The organism is Bacteroidia bacterium (assembly GCA_033391075.1).
Lineage (GTDB): Bacteria > Bacteroidota > Bacteroidia > J057 > J057 > JAWPMV01.
Map to the genome: position 1 here is coordinate 3,570,393 of JAWPMV010000001.1, position 18,058 is coordinate 3,588,450.

The window sequence follows — 18,058 nt, forward strand, 5'->3', positions numbered from 1 at the left end:
TTATTTATATTCTTTGGGAGGATCTTTTTCTGGAAGGGGAATAGATCCGGGGATTCCCAGCAATGGGAATTCTTTCCTCAAAGGATGCCACTCATAATCTTCCGGCATGAACATACGACGCAAATCCGGATGATTATTAAATTTGATACCCATCATATCCCATACTTCCCTTTCGTACCAATCTGCAGATTCCCATAGACTGGTAACTGAATCCAGGCTGGGATCATCTTCTTCTATTCGACAGGAAACACGCATACGGCGGCGACCTTCGATATTCACAAGATTATAAGAAACTTCAAAGCGCTTCTCATCTGTGTAGTAATCACTACCTGTGATATCTGAAAGGAAATTAAATCCGAACTGATCTCTTAGCACCTTTAGGACTTCTAAGATTTTCTTGGCATCCACTTCTACAGTGATCTCATTGGCGTATCCGCGTACTTCAATGATGTAGTCCTGGAAGCTACTGGATTTGATGGTGTCTAGGAAATTGTTTTCCGCCATTGCTCAGGGTCTTTTTGCCACTCAAGGATCGTGGCTTGTTCTTCGGCCTTAAGATAGTCAAAGTCCTCGGCTTTTTGCAACAATTGGGACATATTTGTCAGGGAATAGTACGGGCTTCCGGTACTTTTAAATAGTTCAGTAGCCTGAGGAAATCCATAACTAAATATGGCAATTGTACCCAAGACCTCAGCTCCACTCTCTTTGAGCGCATTGACAGCTTTCACACTACTACCTCCTGTCGAAATCAAATCTTCAATCACCACATATTTCCCTCCTTCTTTTATCTGTCCCTCTACAAGATTTTGCATCCCATGTCCTTTGGCTTTTGATCGAATATAGACCATAGGCAAGTCCATTTCATCTGCCACCAAAGCCCCCAATGCAATCGCTCCAGTTGCTACTCCAGCTATAGCTTCTGCTTCCGGAAATTTCTCGCGGATCATTTTTACAAAAGAGATCTTAATAAAATTTCGCACCTCAGGGAAGGAAAGACTCAATCGGTTGTCACAATAAATCGGAGATTTCCATCCGGAACTCCAGGTGAAAGGCTCGTTTACACTAAGCCTTACAGCTTTGATTTTAAGTAAATACTCTGCTATTTTGCTACTTTCCACGACTAAATATTGATGATTAGCGAGCAAAACTATGAAAATATTTGCATTAAATCTCTCTATTGAATTTCTCAACCAGGAGAGTCAGCGCAATTATAATTTCGAATTGATTAGTTTGGAAGATCTGATGGGAATTCTGTTTAAAGGGACGGAATTTGCCAATCAAAAACTCTACGTAAGAGGAGAGAATTCCCCTGACTTTGTTCAGCACGTATTTGAGATCCAAAAAAATAACGTTTGGAGAGACATGGAGCTAAGCATTGCCTTTGTCTTTCGAAGCAAAGAACAAGAGGAAAGGTTCTGGGAAGAATTCAGGGACCTGTTTAAATCCGTAGATGCAGCAGGGGGCTTGGTGCAGAATGAGCGGCAGGAGTATTTGATGATCTACAATCGAAAGAGATGGACCCTTCCCAAAGGGCATGTTGAATGGCAGGAACCAATTGAAGAAGCAGCCCTTAGAGAGGTTTTGGAAGAGACGGGCTTGAAAGAGGTCGAATTGCGAGAACAAATGCCTGAAACTTTCCATACCTTCAAGAAGAAAAAGAAGTGGATCATGAAAACCACTTTTTGGTATAAAATGTATGCCTCCTCTGAGCAGGAACTTATCCCTGAAACTGCAGAGGACATTGAAGACGTAAAATGGATGAGTAAAGAGGAGTGGATGAATGTAGCTGAAGACAGCTATCCTTTAACCCGAGACCTCTTTGTAAATGAATTTACAAAAAGCCTGATCTGAGTATGCGGATTATCTTAATCTTTCTTACGACTACTTTACTATTTCCCTCTTTCCTTAGTGGCCAGATTGCTTTTTGGCAAAAGTATATTGGCGGCACGCATTATGACGCGGGCCAGAGAATTATTTGCCGGCCCGATGGATCATTGATTGTTGCAGGCAAAGTCCTTTCTCAGGACGGCCATGTAGATGCAAATCATAGCGAAAATGCAGATGTGTTTATTGCTCGATTTGCTACCCAGGGAAATTTTTTCTGGAAAAGTATCATTGGAGGTTCAGGAGAAGAAAGTCTGGAAGAATTTATCGAAACCCGGGATGGAGGATACCTTCTCGTTGGTTCTTCAAATTCATCAGATGGAGATATTAGCCAAAATAAAGGAGGAAATGATGTGTGGATTGCCAAATTGGATATTCGGGGGAATATTGAATGGAGCAAGACTTTTGGAGGTTCAGGAGATGATCGGGGAACCGCTGTTATTCAATTGCCCGATGGAGGCTACCTCCTGGGAGGGGAATCCAGTTCCACCAATGGAGATATGCAATCTCAGCACCATGGAGGGCTAGATAGCTGGATCGCTAAACTGACCAGTAAGGGCCGCATCCTTTGGGAGAAACATTACGGAGGCAGCGGAAATGAAAAAGTCAGTAGAATCCATCAATTGGGCGAAGAAGAATTTCTAATCCTGAATTCCTCTGATTCCAGAGATTTTCAGGTAGCGGGAAACCTGGGTAAAAAAGATGCCTGGCTTTTTAAAATAGATTATCAGGGGGAATTGACCTGGCAAATGAATATAGGAGGTGAGGACAATGATGACCTCCACGGAAGCATGGTTGACTCTGATGGAAATATCGTCATTTCTGGGACCAGCTTTTCGAAAACCGGTATCATGCTGAGTCAGGCAGGTAAAGGAGATTGTTGGCTCTTTAAACTCAATCCCGCTGGAGCAATTCTTTGGAGTCGCACCTATGGAGGCCCAAAATCTGATGGTGCCAATACCATTCGAGAAGGCCTGGATGGCAACTACCTGCTTTGTGGAATCACCCGTTCTCATATGGGGGATATCCCTCGAAATTCCGGCTACTATGACGGTTGGTTTGCCAAACTCGATAGAAATGGCGAACCTCTTTGGTCACGAACGATTGGCTATGGAGGGAAAGATGCCCTGGTAGATATCATGGAATTGAGTGTAGGAGGATACCTGGGAGTGGGATTTTCTCAATTCTCTCCGGCAGACAATCTACAGGCGGGTCACAAAGGCTTATATGATATGTGGGTCGTAAATTTTGGTGATCCACAGAAAGGCATGAATGTTCGGCCATACAAAACACCTCCAGTCCTAACGGGGACCGTTACAGATGTCCACAATGGACAGGGACTGGAATCAGAGATCATCCTCAGCAATACAAGAACCCTAGATTCTCTCAATTCGACTTTTTCTGATCTTGATAGTGGAAAATTTTATACCCTCCTCCCCTCTTATGGTTTGGTCAGTATCAATGTGCAAAGTAAAGGTTACCTTTTTTATGGACAGGATGTCAGCATGGATACCATTATTGATAAAACCATGATTAGTCGGGAAATAAAACTGGAACCTATCCAGATCGGAAGTTCTCTTATTCTGAAAAACATCAATTTCAATACAGGTAAATGGGATCTCTTGTCAAGCTCCTATCCGGAATTGGAACGGGTGGTTGATTTTCTGAACCTCAATCCCAGAGTTGTCATTCAGGTAAGTGGTCATACCGACAATACCGGAAATAAAGCCCAGAAAGTAGAACTCTCCAATCGCAGAGCACTTGCGGTCAAAGACTATTTGGTAGAGCAGGGAATCAATCCCAATCGACTCAAAGTAAAAGGATATGGAATGTATCGACCGATCGCTACGAATAAAACGGAAGCGGGAAGAAAGAAAAATCGTCGAGTGGAGTTTGAGGTTTTGGTGAAATAAGAAAGATGTAAAATGAGGATAAGTCAAGCTTTCTTACTTCTCAAATCCTTGTTCTGCATTCTCTCCTTCCCTTTTGTCATTCCTAGGCTTGAATAAGGGCAGTATCCTGCGCCGAGGAATCTGTATATAGGGCTTATAGGAATTCAGGATTTCTCAGCACACTAGCCCTACCAAAATCCCGCTTCGAAATGACGATTAGAATTGATGGATCGAAGGTATTGACATCAAGCTTCATACAGCCTTGTCATTGCGAGTCGTAATCCACGGCGAAGCAATCTCCTTGGCAACAAATAGCTCTCGGATTCAAGGAGATTGCTTCGCCCAACATTTTGGCTCGCAATGACAAAGTTGTTTAAAGCAGAAAGATGTAAAATGAGGGTAAATCAAGCTTTCTTACTTCTCAAATCCTTGTTCCTTATTCTGCATTCATCCTCCCCTAATTAAAAAGCTCTGTAAAACTGTAAAAGCCCTTCTTGCCCTGCATCCACTCTGCAGCAATGACCGCTCCCAGTGCAAATCCTCTCCGATTATGTGCCTTGTGCTCTATACTGATTTCATCAATAGCAGAAGTATAACAGACTTTATGCCGTCCAATGATTTCACCTGAACGAATATAACCGACAGATAGCTCCTCAGCTTCAGGGGCTCGATTTAAGAGAGCATCTGTTGCGATACGATTCTTTCTATCTAATCCTTCCAACACCTGATTACTGAGGCTTACAGCCGTTCCACTGGGGGCATCAGCTTTATAACGATGATGCTGCTCTTCAATAAAAACATCGTATTGCGGATATCGGTTCATGAGCTCTGCCAGTTTTTGATTGAGCAGAAAAAGCACATTTACCCCCACCGAAAAATTGGAACTATATAAAACGCTGGCATCCGCTTTCTTTGTCATTTCTTCGACCTCTCCCAGCCTGTCATACCATCCCGTAGTTCCGGTAACAAATGGGATACCCAGTTTGAGAACTTTCTGGAGGTTGGGGAAAAATGCATCCGGATGGGTAAACTCAATAATTGCATCCACTTCCTCTGCTTTCAAGGCTTCCAACTCATGCATATTGTCTTTGTCAATCTTCGCGACAATTTCATGTCCTCTTTCCAGGGCTTCGACTTCTATGGCCTTACCCATTTTTCCATATCCCAATAATGCCAGTTTCATAGAATAATTATTTGATTCTTGCCTTCTTTATGAAGGAGGGCAAAAATAAAACATTTTTATATGGACTTCCTAGAATTTGAATTGCAGAGAGAGGCCGGGATAAAAGGAGGTTCCACCGACACCCATATTGAGTTGCAATACATCCGGTCTAACTCTCATGCTTAAATCTTCGGATACATCAAAGCCTCTCAAATGAGCATGCACATAGGCTTCGGCAATCTGGATCACATGCCATCCCGCTAATAATAGGTAGGCATTATCGCGGCGACTTCTGTACTGGTTTCTTTGGGTTCTGAGTCCTTCTGTATCAAATCTTGCACTCAAATCCGTCTCTACTCCATCCAGGGCGAGCAGATAGGCCGTACCAAAGCGACGGTAACGCACATTATTGAAATTGATCCACCAGACAAAGGCACCATAACCGGCATAAAAGATGGGGATTTTCCAGTAGGATCGATTGTATGCCTGTCCCCAGCCAGGAAATATGGCACTTCTTTGCCAGGCTACCGCCGGATCATAGGGAGGAGGATTGGGTTGCTTGGTAAAGCCCTTGGGGTAAGGGATATTCAGATCATTATCCCTCCAGGGAATTTTGATAGTAAGTTGATACTTCTCGTTGACTTCCTTGATCTCAGGCAAATTGTCTTTTATGGCTGTAGCACTTTTGTTGAGAAACTTTTCTTCCGGCTTTTTGGATTTATCTCCCAGGTATTCAATTTCCAGGGGAAAGGGCTTAACAGGATATTTTGTTTTATACAGGAATTGAGGAATTTCTTTCGGGATTCTCACTTCCAGTCTATTGATATCCTGTGCAGACAATTGCAGTCCCAGTATCATAGGAAGAAGCAGCAGGATTAATTTCCTGAATTGAAGGATGCCGTTATGTAAAAACAGATTTGCTATGGATCTCCTATTTATGCTCAAGAGTGTAGTCCAAACAGCCAAATGGTTGTAAGGCGGGGCAAATTTGGAAAAAAATTCGGAGAAAGTACGGATGAATGAGGCTTTCTTAAATATCCAGCAATTCCAAAATCCGCTGAAGATCATCATTGCTACTAAAGTTGAGCTTTATTTCTCCTTTGCCATCTTTCTTTTGGATCAGGCTTACTTTATTCCCAAATTTTTCTTCCAATTGACGTTCCAGATGATCAAGATGTATGCGATTGGGATCCGATGTTTTCTCCGTTTTCTTTTTCTCTTTAGGAGTGCCAAGTTTTCGGACCAGATCTTCGGTTTGACGAACTGACAATCCTTTGCTGATGATGTCCTCAAAAATGCGAAGCTGCATGGTTTGGCTGTCTACCGTAATCAGGGTTCGCCCATGGCCAAAGCTTATTTTCTTTTCTTTAAGTGCCTTCTCAATTTCAGCAGGCAATTTCAGCAAACGCAGATAATTTGATACAGAGGTTCTGTTCTTTCCTACCTTTTCCCCCAATTGATCCTGTTTCAATCCCAGTTCGGAAATCATGCGCTGGTAGGAAAGGGCTATTTCGATAGGATTCAGGTCTTCCCGCTGGATGTTTTCAATCAAGGCCATTTCCAGCATCTGCTCATCATCGGCTGTACGAACATAAGCAGGGACTTCCTTTATTCCTGCGATGCGGGCAGCTCTCATTCTTCGCTCTCCGGCAATTAGTTGATATTTATTCGCGGAAAGTTTGCGGACCGTCAAAGGTTGAATAATGCCATGCAATTTGATCGAATCAGCCAGATCATTCAGTTTACTTGAATCAAAATTATTTCGGGGTTGGAAGGGATTAATCTCAATATTCGCCAAGGGAATTTCATTGACGCCTGCAGGCGATACATCCGGTTTGTTTGAAGGAAGATCTGTAGGAAGTATTGCTCCCAGTCCTTTACCCAGTCCTTTGTTTCTCTTTGCCATAGTCTCTCAAATTGCCCGAGCAAAATACAAAGAAGATTCCAGATTTACACTTCTGGAAAGATCAGGAGATCAGGGCTTTGTGCAGCCTGAGACTGCTCAATGATCCTCAGGGTCTCCATAGCCGCTTTTTCCATTGCCTTTCCATGAGGCATTTTCCTCAGGAAAGCGAAAAAAAGAAAAAAAGCTGCAAATACATCTCCCGTTCCTCCATAATGAGCGTCCAGCCTTTTATGTTGGAAAAGCATCATTTCTTCTTCATGCATCAAACCCAATTTGATTTGATTTTCGGCAGGAAGACTGGTAGCTATAAAAGACAAATTGGAAAATCGCTCCTGAAAGCAATTCAAGGCTTCCTGAGAAGAATCTAACTCATGTTCTGGTTTGCCTGTCAGCAGGCAAAGTTCTGTATAATTAGGAAAGGCCCAATCCGCCTTTTCGAGGAGCCTGGGCCAGGCATCCAGAACTTCCTGAGGCACATAGAGTTTGCCGTGATCTCCTGAAACCGGATCAATCAGGACGTTCTCAATGATATCCTCATATTCTTTAAGGCCCTGTAAAATGATTTCACTCTGCTGAGCATTTCCCAAATAGCCCACATATAGAATAAGCCGCTCATTTCTCCTTTTCGCAATGTCCAGGCTACTGTAAAACAATTCTTCAAAGGCCGTATCCGTTTTTACAAAGCCGGGTATATTGGTTAGTCCACTCAGGTATAAACTGGGGACAGGCAAAATGCGGGTTCCCAGGATACTCATCATGGCTTTCATGCTAGCTGTCCCATGTACAGCAAAACTATGAACACAGAGGATTTTCATACTGCAAATTAAGCAGGACTCAGCAATAAAAAGGACATAATAAATCACATTATGACAGAATATTTGAGCCCAACCCATCCATTTATCGGGGGATGTAGTTCAAACATTAGGAGAAACTTACTATTCATGCAAGGAGACCCATATTTCGAGGACTCTTTAGTATATTGAATACAGGATATGGAAGAACAAAAACATCCACCACTTTCGGAGGCTCTGAACAAGGCGATTCCTTCCATGAAACTACTCAAGGATGCCCTTGTGCCAGTTTTCAATCCCTTCACTCCAGAGCTACAAGTAGATAAAAAGATTTATCTACGGGGTATCTATTTGGATGATGTGGAGTATGTTCACAAACTACTCGTTGACAATCGTGAGCACCTGGATAGTTTCCTTCCCTGGTTAAACAGATTGGAAACTGTAGAGCATGTGAGAGATTTCGTGAAGCGAGCTCGCTATAAAAATATTTATGAAGGACGTTGGGTATATGTGATCTGCTACGAAGATATTATCGTAGGCATGATAGATTTCAATGATGGCAAAGCCGCTAAGCGAGAAATTGCAATCGGTTATTGGCTCTCAAAGGAATGCGTAGGAAAAGGAATTATGACCCGCGCCGTCGAAACTGTAGTTGATTATTTATTTGGCGAACAATCCGTCAACAAAATTCTGATCAAGGTTGCCCTGGGCAATAATAAAAGTATGGGCATCCCTGCAAGGCTCAACTTCAAATGGGAAGGAGTCGATGTAGGAGGCGGCAGTCTCAAAGGAGAAAAAGTTGACCTGGTTATTTATAGCCTGGATCGTCCTACCTGGGAAGAACGACAATGGGCGTCCATTTAATCCTCTTTAGGCCTCAAGGGATCAAACTCAATACTTTCTATCATTTCGGCAATTTCGTCCAGTAACTGCTTTACCACTTCCGGATGTTGAGCACTCAGTTCGCGGACTTCATACGGATCATTTTCAAGATCATATAAGAGGGTTTTACTCAATTCCAGATCTGTTATCAATTTCCAGTTCCCATCCCGTATCGCATAGGCATATCCTTCCGGATCATCAAACTGCCGCGTTTCAAAAGGCCAGAACATAGGTTTTTCTCTTTCGGCGGATTCTCCTTTCCACAATACACTCATATCTTCTCCATCAATAGGCCGATCATCTGGCACCTCCAATCCCAGGACTTTACAAATACTCGGTAATAAATCATATCCATGCCAGGGAATATCAGAAACATAATTTTCTGCTGTAAAGCCAGGAAACCTAATAATACAAGGAACTCGAATTCCCCCTTCAAACAAATCAGCTTTTCGCCCCCTCAATCCTCCCGTACTTCCATACATATTTACTTCCCACCAATGTCGCCACTGAGTAGTAACCGGTCCATTATCACTGGTAAAAATGACCAGACTATTTTCTCGCATGCCTAGTTCATCCAGCTTTTTCAATAAACGCCCTACCTGAAAATCCAAATGACTGATATTTGCATAATACTCTCCGGGCCCTCTATCACTGAGATTCTCCAGATCTATTTCTCCTTTAGTATAAGAAGCATACTTTGCATTGAATTCATCCGGACTAGCGATTTCGGTATGAGGTTCATTTAGGGGAAGGTAGAGAAAGACCGGCTTTTCAGGATCGCGTTTTTCCAACACCTCTATAGCTTCATCAACGACTATCTGTGCGCTATAGCCTTCAACAACTCCTAAAGCTTCTCCATTCTTGTGGAAGTTGTCAGGGTTTTTATGGGTAGGCAGGGCAAAGGCATGATTGAGCAACCAAAACTCAAAGCCATGTTCATCCGGGCGGGGATGCTTGGCATCATCCAGGCCTCCATTGAGATGCCATTTCCCAATTGCATAAGTTTGATATCCCGCTGCTTTCAGGACTTGTCCCAGCCCCATTTCCTCTTTCCGTAAATAAACATTTTCCCCTTGCGGTATCCAGCTTTTAATCCCACTCCGATAGGGATTTCTCCCTGTCATCATAGCCGCACGCGAAGGAGAGCACAAAGGAGAGGGGCTGTAAAACTGGGTAAAGCTGACTCCCTCTCTTGCCAATTGATCAAGGGCTGGAGTCCTGATGATAGGATGTCCATATGAGGCCAAATCACCATATCCCAGATCATCGGCGAGGATAAAAATCAGGTTTGTTTTTTCTGCTTGGGAAAAAATAGGGGAAAATTGAGAGAGACTAAGGAGGAAGATGAGTAGACTACGCATGAGCAAAAGCGTTAATTTCCTTCAAAATAGGCTTTATGGAGGGATTTAGCTGAAAGTATTGCATAAATATCAATAATTATAACATTTCTGTCACTTCGGCAAATGTGTCAGGAAGCTAACATTATGCACTCTAAAGCCCTTCTAGTTTTGAGCAAATTCTTAATTTCGTTCAATCACAGAATCATGTATACAATCCGCATTTTCGTAAGCACCCTCCTACTCTTGCCAGCTATCCTGGGATTTTCACAGAGTCAGGATCAATTTTTCTTTAAACAAGCAAACGCATTCTTTGCCAAACATGTAGTAAATGGCAAAGTCGATTACGCCAACCTCAAGGCTTCTCCCAATATGCTGAATGCCCTGGTGAGAACCGTTGAGAACTACGATCTTCCTTCCAAGTCAGCAAACGAACAGAAAGCTTTTTTCATCAATGCCTACAATTTACTAGTGGTAAAAGGACTGGTAGATGCTTATCCGGTTTCTTCGCCACAGGACATCAGCCAATTCTTTGACAAAAGATCTTATGTGGTAGCGGGAAGAAAAGTAAGTCTAAATGAACTGGAAAAGCAGTGGCTTTTCAAAGAGTATCCTGATAGCAGGTTGCATTTTGTCCTAGTTTGTGGCGCATTGGGATGTCCTCCCATTACCGATTTTGCATATATGCCTGAAAGTCTTGAGGCAGAGTTGGAACAACAAACCAAAGCCGCCCTCAATGATCCCAATTTCATCCGGCTAAATACGTCAGAAGGAAGCGTAGGCCTTTCTCAGATTTTTGATTGGTATGGAAAAGAGTTTCAGGAAAACGGAACGATCCTCGATTACATCAATAGCTATAGAACCAATAAAATCCCTGCTTCCAGTAAGCAAAGTTTTTATACCTATGACTGGAGCATCAATGATCAGCAGGCTGCTACCTCCAGTGATACAGATCCAAAGTCTAATATTCAAAAGTTTACCCCATCTGTTCTGCTCGGCCAGGGTCAGGTTGAAGCCAAACTATTCAACAATCTTTACACCCAGACAGGTTTTAGAGACGGGAATCGCGAGTTTGTTGATTTGGGGGAAAGACAGACCTTCTATACAGGAATCATTCAATTTACAACAGGAGTAGATAAAGATGCCCGTTGGAATGTAGGCTTTGAGGCCAATTTACAGTCCGTAAGATACGACTCAGAAACCGGGAGTAGCCCTCTTCGAATTTTTGGAAGCAATTCTGATGAAAGCCTGATCTTTAACCGGACAGCCCTCACTACCCTGGGACCAAGAATCCGTTTTCGCCCAATCAAAAGCATTCCTAATCTATCCCTTACCAGTACTTTTCTCTTTCCTCTTCATAATGATTTAGAAACTCCTTTCTTCCTGGCTCACAATAGAAAGACCTGGTTTACTCAACTCTTTTATGATAAATTCTTTGGGGATTTCCAACTGTTTACGGAAGTCGATTTTTTGTATCGATTCAAAACGGACAATCCTTCCTTTACCCAGGATGCCTTTTTCCGTGTTCCCATCACTGCTTTTCTCAGTTATTTCCCTACCTCAAAATCAACCGTCAGCGTAAACCTGCAATATTCACCTGCCTTTACCGGTCTACCGGGAAATTCAACAGGAACTTCTTTTAACCTGAATCGCTATTTTGTACAGGGAGGTGTAGGGGCTAAATATCAGGTAACAAAAGAATTGAATCTCGAACTCCTCTATACCAATTTCTTCTTATCAAAAGGAGAAGGAGCTGGTCAGACCTTCAACTTTGGAATTGTATTCCTGCGATAGTTATGCTGATTTTTGTGGCTTCCAGGCTACTTTCACCAGTATAGCAGCGAGAAAAGTCGAGAGGGCCAGTATTCCCAGGGCTTGCGGGAGGCTGAGATAATCGGCTATAAAGCCAATAACGGGAGGCCCTAATAAGAAACCGAAATATCCAACACTACCGATAGCAGCCATATTTCCCCCGGTACTCATGCCGGGGGTTTTTGCTGCCTCAGAAAATATAACCGGGACAATTGCAGCAAAGCCGATTCCGGCTATCCCAAATCCCAGAATAGCTACCCAGGAATTGGCAATAAGGAGTAGACCGCCTATGCTAATGGCTACCATCAGGTTCCCTCCAACCAAAATATTCATTGGACCAATCTTCTTCGTAACATCATCCCCCATAAACCTGCCGATGGCCATGGCCAAGCCAAAAGCTGATAAGGCCCAGCCAGCATAGCTGGGATCTGTATGCAGGCTTTCTTCCATATATAAGGTACTCCAATCGGCAATGGCTCCTTCTGCTAAAAAGCCTAGCAGAATTACAACTGCCAGCACTAAGAGATTTTTACCTGGCAGGGCAAAAGCTGGTTCTTCCTCCTTTATCTTATCTTCTTTGATCGGAAGCAAGACAGATCTTTGAAGAAAAATGATAAACAGAAAGAAAGTGGCAATGACTACCATATTGGGGGTATAAGCGATTTCAGCTCCTTTGGTCAAACTTCCAATGGCCGAGCCCAGCATCATTCCGGTGCTCCAAAAGCCATGAAAGGAAGACATAATACGCACATCTTCCTCTTCCTCCACGACAGCTGCAGCTGTATTCATCGCGATATCCATTCCTCCCATACTTATCCCCATAAAAAAGAGCACCAGCAGCACCAGACTATAGGTACTCAAGGAAAGGGGAAGCGGTAAAATGAGGCCAAATACAAAGGTCAAAGTAATCGATAAGGTCCCTGCACCATACTTCTTGCTAAGTCTTCCCATCAAAGGCATGATGCAGAGACTCCCAATGGCTATAGCCAGCAGGGTAAATCCCAATTCACTTTCATCCAGTTGGAATAATTGCTTGAGCTCGGGAATGCGGATCGCCCAACTTCCAAAGAAGAATCCATTGCACAGAAAAAGGGAGGCAATTGCTCTGCTGGGAGCATGAGTGAGGATATGTCGGATAGAATTCACGCCTGTTTACTATTTAGGTTAAGGGAACAAAAATAGCAAGCAAAGCTGATTTGCCAATTATGGGACAAGCAAAATGAAAACTAAAAGTGAAGGAATGCTTATATCAGGCTACCGTTCCCCGTTCCGTTCCCATTCCCAGTTCCGATTCCATTAGCATTCATCGCTGAAAATGGTTTGGCAGAATGGGTATCCACAAATTCAATCAAAGATTCAATTTGTTTGAAAACCGTGAATTCCTCAGGAATCGAATCCAACTGATTGATGATCTGGTAGCCAGACAGAATTACCTGTTCATGGGTACACATATTTTTCATCTTTTGCAGGAAACTATTCAGCTCATCGCCTGAAGGATAACTGGTAATAATAGAAACCAGGTAATCAGGTTTATAGAGTTCAAGAATTAGTTCCAAGTCCTTGAGGGGAAGATTTTGGCCTAGATAAATGACCTTATTATGCCGGGATTTTATGAGATAGGCCGCAAATAACAGACTCAGTTCATGCAATTCCCCTTCTGGTAAAAAGAGAACATAGCGTTTTGCCTGAGGATTGGGAGGAGAAATCTGCCCATCGATAGCCACGATCAGTTTCTGGCGAATCAAAGAAGTAATAAAATGCTCATGGGCAGGGTTTATACTTCCGGTTTGCCAAAGTATTCCTATTCTTGCCAGAAAAGGATATACGATCTTTAGCATGGTATTCTCAAATCCAAATTGAAGGGTATTGGTAGAAATGATCTTTTCAAACCGCTCTTCGTCCAGATTTACCATCGCAATCACGAGGGCATTTACCTGATTTGGAAATTCAAGGTTGGAGGCCGATATCTTCCTGACTTTCTCAGAAATTTCAGACGGTGCCATTTTTGAAATCTTGGAAATCTTGTGTCCATTGCGATTCAAAAATGATATATTCAAAACCAATTGAAGGTCTTTATCGTCATAATAACGGATATTGGTAGCAGATCGCTTCGGACTTATGATTCCGTAACGTTGCTCCCAAACTCGCAGGGTATGTGCTTTTATGTTTGAAAGCCTTTCTAGGTCTCTGATTAAATACTTTCCCACAATAATCGGGCTTACATATTACATATAACTAATATGAGATACTATTCAAACTTGATATGTGCAAATTTGTTTTATTTTTTTTCACCCTTGTGAGAGTATCACTTAAAAAGTAACTTCGTAAACCAATATTTTTTCCAAAAATCGTATGAAAATTTCACACCTGGCTCTTTCTTTCCTCCTGATCAGTAGCACCTTATTGTGGTCCTGTGGAGGAGAAAGTACGACTACGGGTTCGCCACCTCAAAGCCGGATGGCAGAAGAAACACCCGCAGTTCAGGAGGACCCGGAACAAGTTGCGAGGGAAAAGATCATCAATATTCTTTCAGACTATTATACAGATATCGCTGCTGAACAGCTCGATGCCGACAAATATTTCGCTCCGGAAGTAGAACAATTCTTTGGGAGTAAGGGCATTTCTCGCGAAAAAGTAGGCCAAAGCCTACGCAGTGGATTTGAATCAGTAGAAGATCGACATATCACCTTTGATCCCAGCAGCCTGCGAATAACTCCCACCGCCAATGGATATGAAAGTGTCTTCAGTGGGCAAACTATACATAAGCGTAGCAATGATGGACAGCAGGTAAATGCTGCTTTTAAAAACAAAGTTCGGTTTAATAAAGAATTCCAGATCATTGCCTATGCAGGTGCGGATGAGAAGCAGGCCCAGAATACCAGAGGCCTGGCTCCGAGAGAGGAAGCAAGTGCTCCATCAGGAGTTGCGGCAAGTCAAAGCATGGCTAAGCAAGTCCTCGAAGAATTTAAGAGTGGGAATTTTTCTCGCTCGAAAGCCCTCATCCATCCAAAGTATGGGTTCTACCTGATTGGACAACCGGGTGCATATAGTGTTCCCTATCACCTCACAACTTTTGATGAAATTTTTAAAAAGGCTCCCTGGCTGGAGAAAGGTACAGATATGTATACCGAGCTGAAAGAGGAGGCTATCCCGAATTTCACCTGTGAAGGAGACAATTATTTTGATAAAGACGGATGCTTTATTGCTCCGACAAAGAACTTCAATAACCTCAGCAGCCTGATGAGAGCGCTGCGCCAGGCAGAATTTGATGAGTTTGGCCCGGCAGTTATCAATAAGGCTGTAAACATTGAAAAGTTAGTTAAGGTTGAAGTAGTGGAAACCAAGTCCGGCATGGCCTATTACTATGGCGAAGATGCAGGGAAATGGTACCTACTTATTATTGACATGGCGAGTTATGGGTGCTCTGCCTAATTTTGATTTATTAATTCATTTACATTTTCCCAGAAATTTAATCTAAGAACATGGCTAAAAAATTTATCCGTTTTGGCTTTGCCCTTGCCTTTGTTGTAGGCCTATATGGCTGCAAAGGGAGCAAGAATATGGCAACCACGAAGACCGACGACACAACGACCCGCGAAATTACTGATGCTACTGTAGCGAAAGAAGCAGCTCCTACCGTCGAAGAAACAATGCCTGTAGGAGAACCTCTTCCCTTTGACCCGGATACCCGAGTTGGGAAGCTGGACAATGGACTTACCTACTATATTCGCCAAAATGCTAAACCCGAAAATTTCGCCGAATTACGCTTGGCAATCAATGTTGGATCCTTGCAGGAAAACGAAGATCAACAAGGTCTTGCTCACTTCCTCGAACATATGTGTTTCAACGGAACCAAGAACTTCCCAAAAAGTGATTTGGTAGATTATCTGGAAAGCATCGGAACCAAATTTGGTGCTCACCTCAATGCATATACTGCTTTTGATGAAACGGTTTATATGCTGAAAATCCCAACGGATGACGCAGATAAGTTTGACAAAGGATTGCAAATCCTGGAAGATTGGGCACACAATGTCAGCCTGGATGCTGAAGAGATCGAAAAAGAAAGAGGAGTTGTTATCTCAGAATGGAGAACCAGACTGGGAGCACAGGAAAGAATGCAGCAGGAAACCTTGCCAGTTATATTTTACGGTTCTCGCTATCCGGAAAGAATTCCTATTGGAAAAACCGAAATCCTCGAATCCTTCAAACCAGAAACCCTGGAGCAGTTTTACAAAGACTGGTACCGTCCAGAATTGATGGCCGTTGTTGCAGTAGGAGATTTCGATATGGATGAGGTAGAAGCCCAGATCAAAGAGAAGTTTGGACGCATCCCAAAAAGTGGAGGAAATACCCGTGATAGAGGGGTTTATCCCCTTGCTGACCATGAGGATACCAAAGTAGTAATTGCTGCTGATGAAGAATTCCCATTTAATGTCGTTCAGCTCATGACAAAACATCCCCATGTGAATGTTCAGGACATGGCAGGATACCGCAAAAGCGTAAGTCGTCAATTGGGTCTGAATATGCTCCAAAACAGACTTACAGAGCTTACCCAAAGTGCAGACGCTCCTTTTAATGCCGCTTTTGGCGGTTATGGAGGATTTGGAGCTCGTAGTACCGATGCCATGCAAATGGGCGCTCTCATCGCTCCTGGAGGCTTCGTAAAAGGTCTAAAAGCACTGGTTACAGAACAGGAACGTGCTGCCCGTTTTGGATTTACAGAATCTGAATTGGAAAGAACCAAGAAAAGTCGCCTTGCCAGCCTTGAAAAAGGTTTCAAGGAAAAAGACAAAACAGAATCAGCAAACCTGATAGACTCTTATGTTCAGAACTTCCTGGCTGGATCCCCGGTTATGGGAATTGGAAACAGCTTGAAGATCAATCAGGCACTCCTTCCTCAAATCAGCCTTGAAGAAGTAAATGAAGTTTTTAAGAGCATGTTTAGAGATGACAACCAGGTAGTGGTAGTCATGGCAAGCAAGAAAGAAGGAAATGAAATTCCTGCTGAAGCTGCTTTGAAAGCTGCGATCAAAGAAGCCAAAGCACAGGAATTGGAAGCCTATACGGATGAAGTTTCAGATGCTCCACTGGTAGCCGAACAACCGGCCCCCGGTCGGATCATGATGGAAAGTAGCTGGGACGAAGTAGGTGCAACTAAATTTAGACTTTCCAATGGAGCTACTGTTATCCTTAAGCCGACCAATTTTAAGGATGATGAAATCATTATGAATGCCTTTAGCTGGGGAGGGAACTCTCTCTACAGCGATGAAGAATATATGTCTGCATCTTTTGCCGATGCCATTGTCAGCAACTCTGGATTGGGTGAGTATGATGAACTCCAGCTAGGAAAATACATGGCGGATAAAGTTGCACGTGTTTCTCCTTATATAGGAGAACTTACAGAAGGACTTTCTGGTTCCAGCTCCGTGAAAGACCTGGAAACTATGTTCCAGTTGGTACATCTCTATTTCACAAAACCCAGAAAAGACACTACGGCTTTTGAAGCTATGATGGCTCAGCAGAAAGCTTTCATTGGAAATATGCTTTCAAGTCCTCAGTCCTATTTCAGCAATGAGGTAAATAAAATCATGACCAATGATCATCCACGTAGCGGTTTCCCAACGATAGAAAAACTGAATCAAGTGGACCTTGAGGATGCTTTCCGTATTTATCAGGACCGCTTTGCCAATGCGAGTGACTTCACTTTTGTCTTTGTTGGGAATTTTGAAGTGGAGCAAATGAAGCCATTGATCAAAAACTATATCGCCAGTCTTCCCCGCATCAAAAGAAAAGAAAACTTCAAAGATGTAGGCAGAGAACAAATGAGAGGGGTAGTTGAAAAAGAATTCCGCAAAGGAAGAGAGCCTCAATCTCAGGTTCGCCTGGTTTATACTGGTGATTTCGAATACACAGAACAGCAGAGTTTTCACCTGGATGCAGCTATTGATGTACTTAGCATTATGATGCGTGAATCCATGAGAGAAGACAAAGGAGGCGTTTATGGTGTTGGAGTTGGTGGAGGAGCAAGTCGCAGACCTCGTCAACAGTACTCTGTAAATGTAAACTTCACCTGTGATCCTAAAGATGCAGAAGACCTGATCGCTACCGCACTGGCTGATGTGAAAAATCTTCAGGACAATGGTCCCTCAGAGAAAAACATGCAAAAGATCAAAGAGATCATGCGCAAAGAAACCCAGGACAATATGAAAAAGAATGGTTTCTGGTTGAGTGGACTTTCTTCTGTGGTTAGAAACAAGAAAGAGCCTGCTTCCTTATTGGATATGAATGAAAAAATCGATGCCCTGACAGCAGATGATGTACAAAAGGCAGCGAAAAAATACTTTAATGGATCTAATTTCGGAAAATTCATCCTGTACCCGGAAGAATAAAAG

The 18,058-nt window shown here is 42.9% G+C and carries 15 protein-coding genes; 6 read left to right on the forward strand and 9 right to left on the reverse strand.

From position 1 onward, the window contains the following. Together R8P61_14320 and pyrE are read right to left on the reverse strand one after the other, a co-directional pair. Positions 1–504 (reverse strand): NADH-quinone oxidoreductase subunit C, encoded by a 504-nt coding sequence (locus R8P61_14320; GenBank protein MDW3648240.1) that lies wholly within the window; start codon positions 502–504, stop codon positions 1–3. After that, complete coding sequence (gene pyrE / locus R8P61_14325) at positions 483–1,118, reverse strand: orotate phosphoribosyltransferase (protein MDW3648241.1); 636 nt, start codon at positions 1,116–1,118, stop codon at positions 483–485. Before pyrE ends, R8P61_14320 begins: the two co-directional genes overlap by 22 nt. A gap of 31 nt (positions 1,119–1,149) precedes the next feature. Between pyrE and R8P61_14330 the strand changes: the two genes are divergently transcribed. Beyond that, the gene (locus R8P61_14330; GenBank protein MDW3648242.1) at positions 1,150–1,851 is read left to right on the forward strand and encodes an NUDIX domain-containing protein; all 702 of its coding nucleotides are present in this window, start codon (positions 1,150–1,152) and stop codon (positions 1,849–1,851) included. 2 nt (positions 1,852–1,853) lie between these two features. Beyond that, positions 1,854–3,797, forward strand: a complete 1,944-nt coding sequence (locus tag R8P61_14335; protein ID MDW3648243.1) for an OmpA family protein — start codon at positions 1,854–1,856, stop codon at positions 3,795–3,797. Between the two features lie 436 nt (positions 3,798–4,233). On the opposite strand, the gene dapB is transcribed toward R8P61_14335, so the two are convergent. The 4 genes from dapB to R8P61_14355 form a co-directional block, all read right to left on the reverse strand. Then, a complete protein-coding gene (gene dapB, locus R8P61_14340; GenBank protein ID MDW3648244.1) occupies positions 4,234–4,959 on the reverse strand; it encodes a 4-hydroxy-tetrahydrodipicolinate reductase in 726 nt (241 codons plus the stop codon). Between the two features lie 69 nt (positions 4,960–5,028). Beyond that, positions 5,029–5,796 carry a DUF5683 domain-containing protein gene (locus tag R8P61_14345; GenBank protein ID MDW3648245.1) on the reverse strand — a complete coding sequence of 256 codons (768 nt, stop codon included), beginning with the start codon at positions 5,794–5,796 and terminating at the stop codon, positions 5,029–5,031. Positions 5,797–5,968: 172 nt separating this feature from the next. Continuing rightward, on the reverse strand, positions 5,969–6,844 hold the full coding sequence (locus tag R8P61_14350; GenBank protein MDW3648246.1) for a ParB/RepB/Spo0J family partition protein: 876 nt from the start codon (positions 6,842–6,844) through the stop codon (positions 5,969–5,971). 44 nt (positions 6,845–6,888) lie between these two features. Further along, positions 6,889–7,659 (reverse strand): bifunctional hydroxymethylpyrimidine kinase/phosphomethylpyrimidine kinase, encoded by a 771-nt coding sequence (locus R8P61_14355; GenBank protein ID MDW3648247.1) that lies wholly within the window; start codon positions 7,657–7,659, stop codon positions 6,889–6,891. Positions 7,660–7,893: 234 nt separating this feature from the next. Here R8P61_14355 and R8P61_14360 point away from each other — a divergent pair, with 234 nt between their 5' ends. After that, positions 7,894–8,499, forward strand: a complete 606-nt coding sequence (locus R8P61_14360; GenBank protein ID MDW3648248.1) for a GNAT family protein — start codon at positions 7,894–7,896, stop codon at positions 8,497–8,499. Here the strand turns inward: R8P61_14360 and R8P61_14365 are convergent. Continuing rightward, on the reverse strand, positions 8,496–9,878 hold the full coding sequence (locus tag R8P61_14365; protein ID MDW3648249.1) for a sulfatase-like hydrolase/transferase: 1,383 nt from the start codon (positions 9,876–9,878) through the stop codon (positions 8,496–8,498). The two genes, R8P61_14360 and R8P61_14365, sit on opposite strands and share 4 nt — an antisense overlap. Positions 9,879–10,061: 183 nt before the next feature. Here R8P61_14365 and R8P61_14370 point away from each other — a divergent pair, with 183 nt between their 5' ends. After that, positions 10,062–11,648: a DUF547 domain-containing protein gene (locus R8P61_14370; GenBank protein MDW3648250.1), complete on the forward strand. Its 1,587-nt coding sequence runs from the start codon at positions 10,062–10,064 to the stop codon at positions 11,646–11,648. Here R8P61_14370 and R8P61_14375 read toward each other — a convergent pair whose 3' ends face one another. Together R8P61_14375 and R8P61_14380 are read right to left on the reverse strand one after the other, a co-directional pair. Beyond that, complete coding sequence (locus R8P61_14375; protein ID MDW3648251.1) at positions 11,649–12,812, reverse strand: MFS transporter; 1,164 nt, start codon at positions 12,810–12,812, stop codon at positions 11,649–11,651. It lies immediately after the preceding gene. A 98-nt stretch (positions 12,813–12,910) separates the two neighbouring features. Beyond that, positions 12,911–13,873 carry a MerR family transcriptional regulator gene (locus R8P61_14380; protein ID MDW3648252.1) on the reverse strand — a complete coding sequence of 321 codons (963 nt, stop codon included), beginning with the start codon at positions 13,871–13,873 and terminating at the stop codon, positions 12,911–12,913. A gap of 145 nt (positions 13,874–14,018) precedes the next feature. Between R8P61_14380 and R8P61_14385 the strand changes: the two genes are divergently transcribed. Then, entirely contained in the window at positions 14,019–15,098 is a 1,080-nt protein-coding gene (locus tag R8P61_14385) for a hypothetical protein (protein ID MDW3648253.1), read from the forward strand. A gap of 50 nt (positions 15,099–15,148) precedes the next feature. Further along, positions 15,149–18,055 carry an insulinase family protein gene (locus R8P61_14390; protein ID MDW3648254.1) on the forward strand — a complete coding sequence of 969 codons (2,907 nt, stop codon included), beginning with the start codon at positions 15,149–15,151 and terminating at the stop codon, positions 18,053–18,055. Positions 18,056–18,058 lie beyond the last annotated feature (3 nt).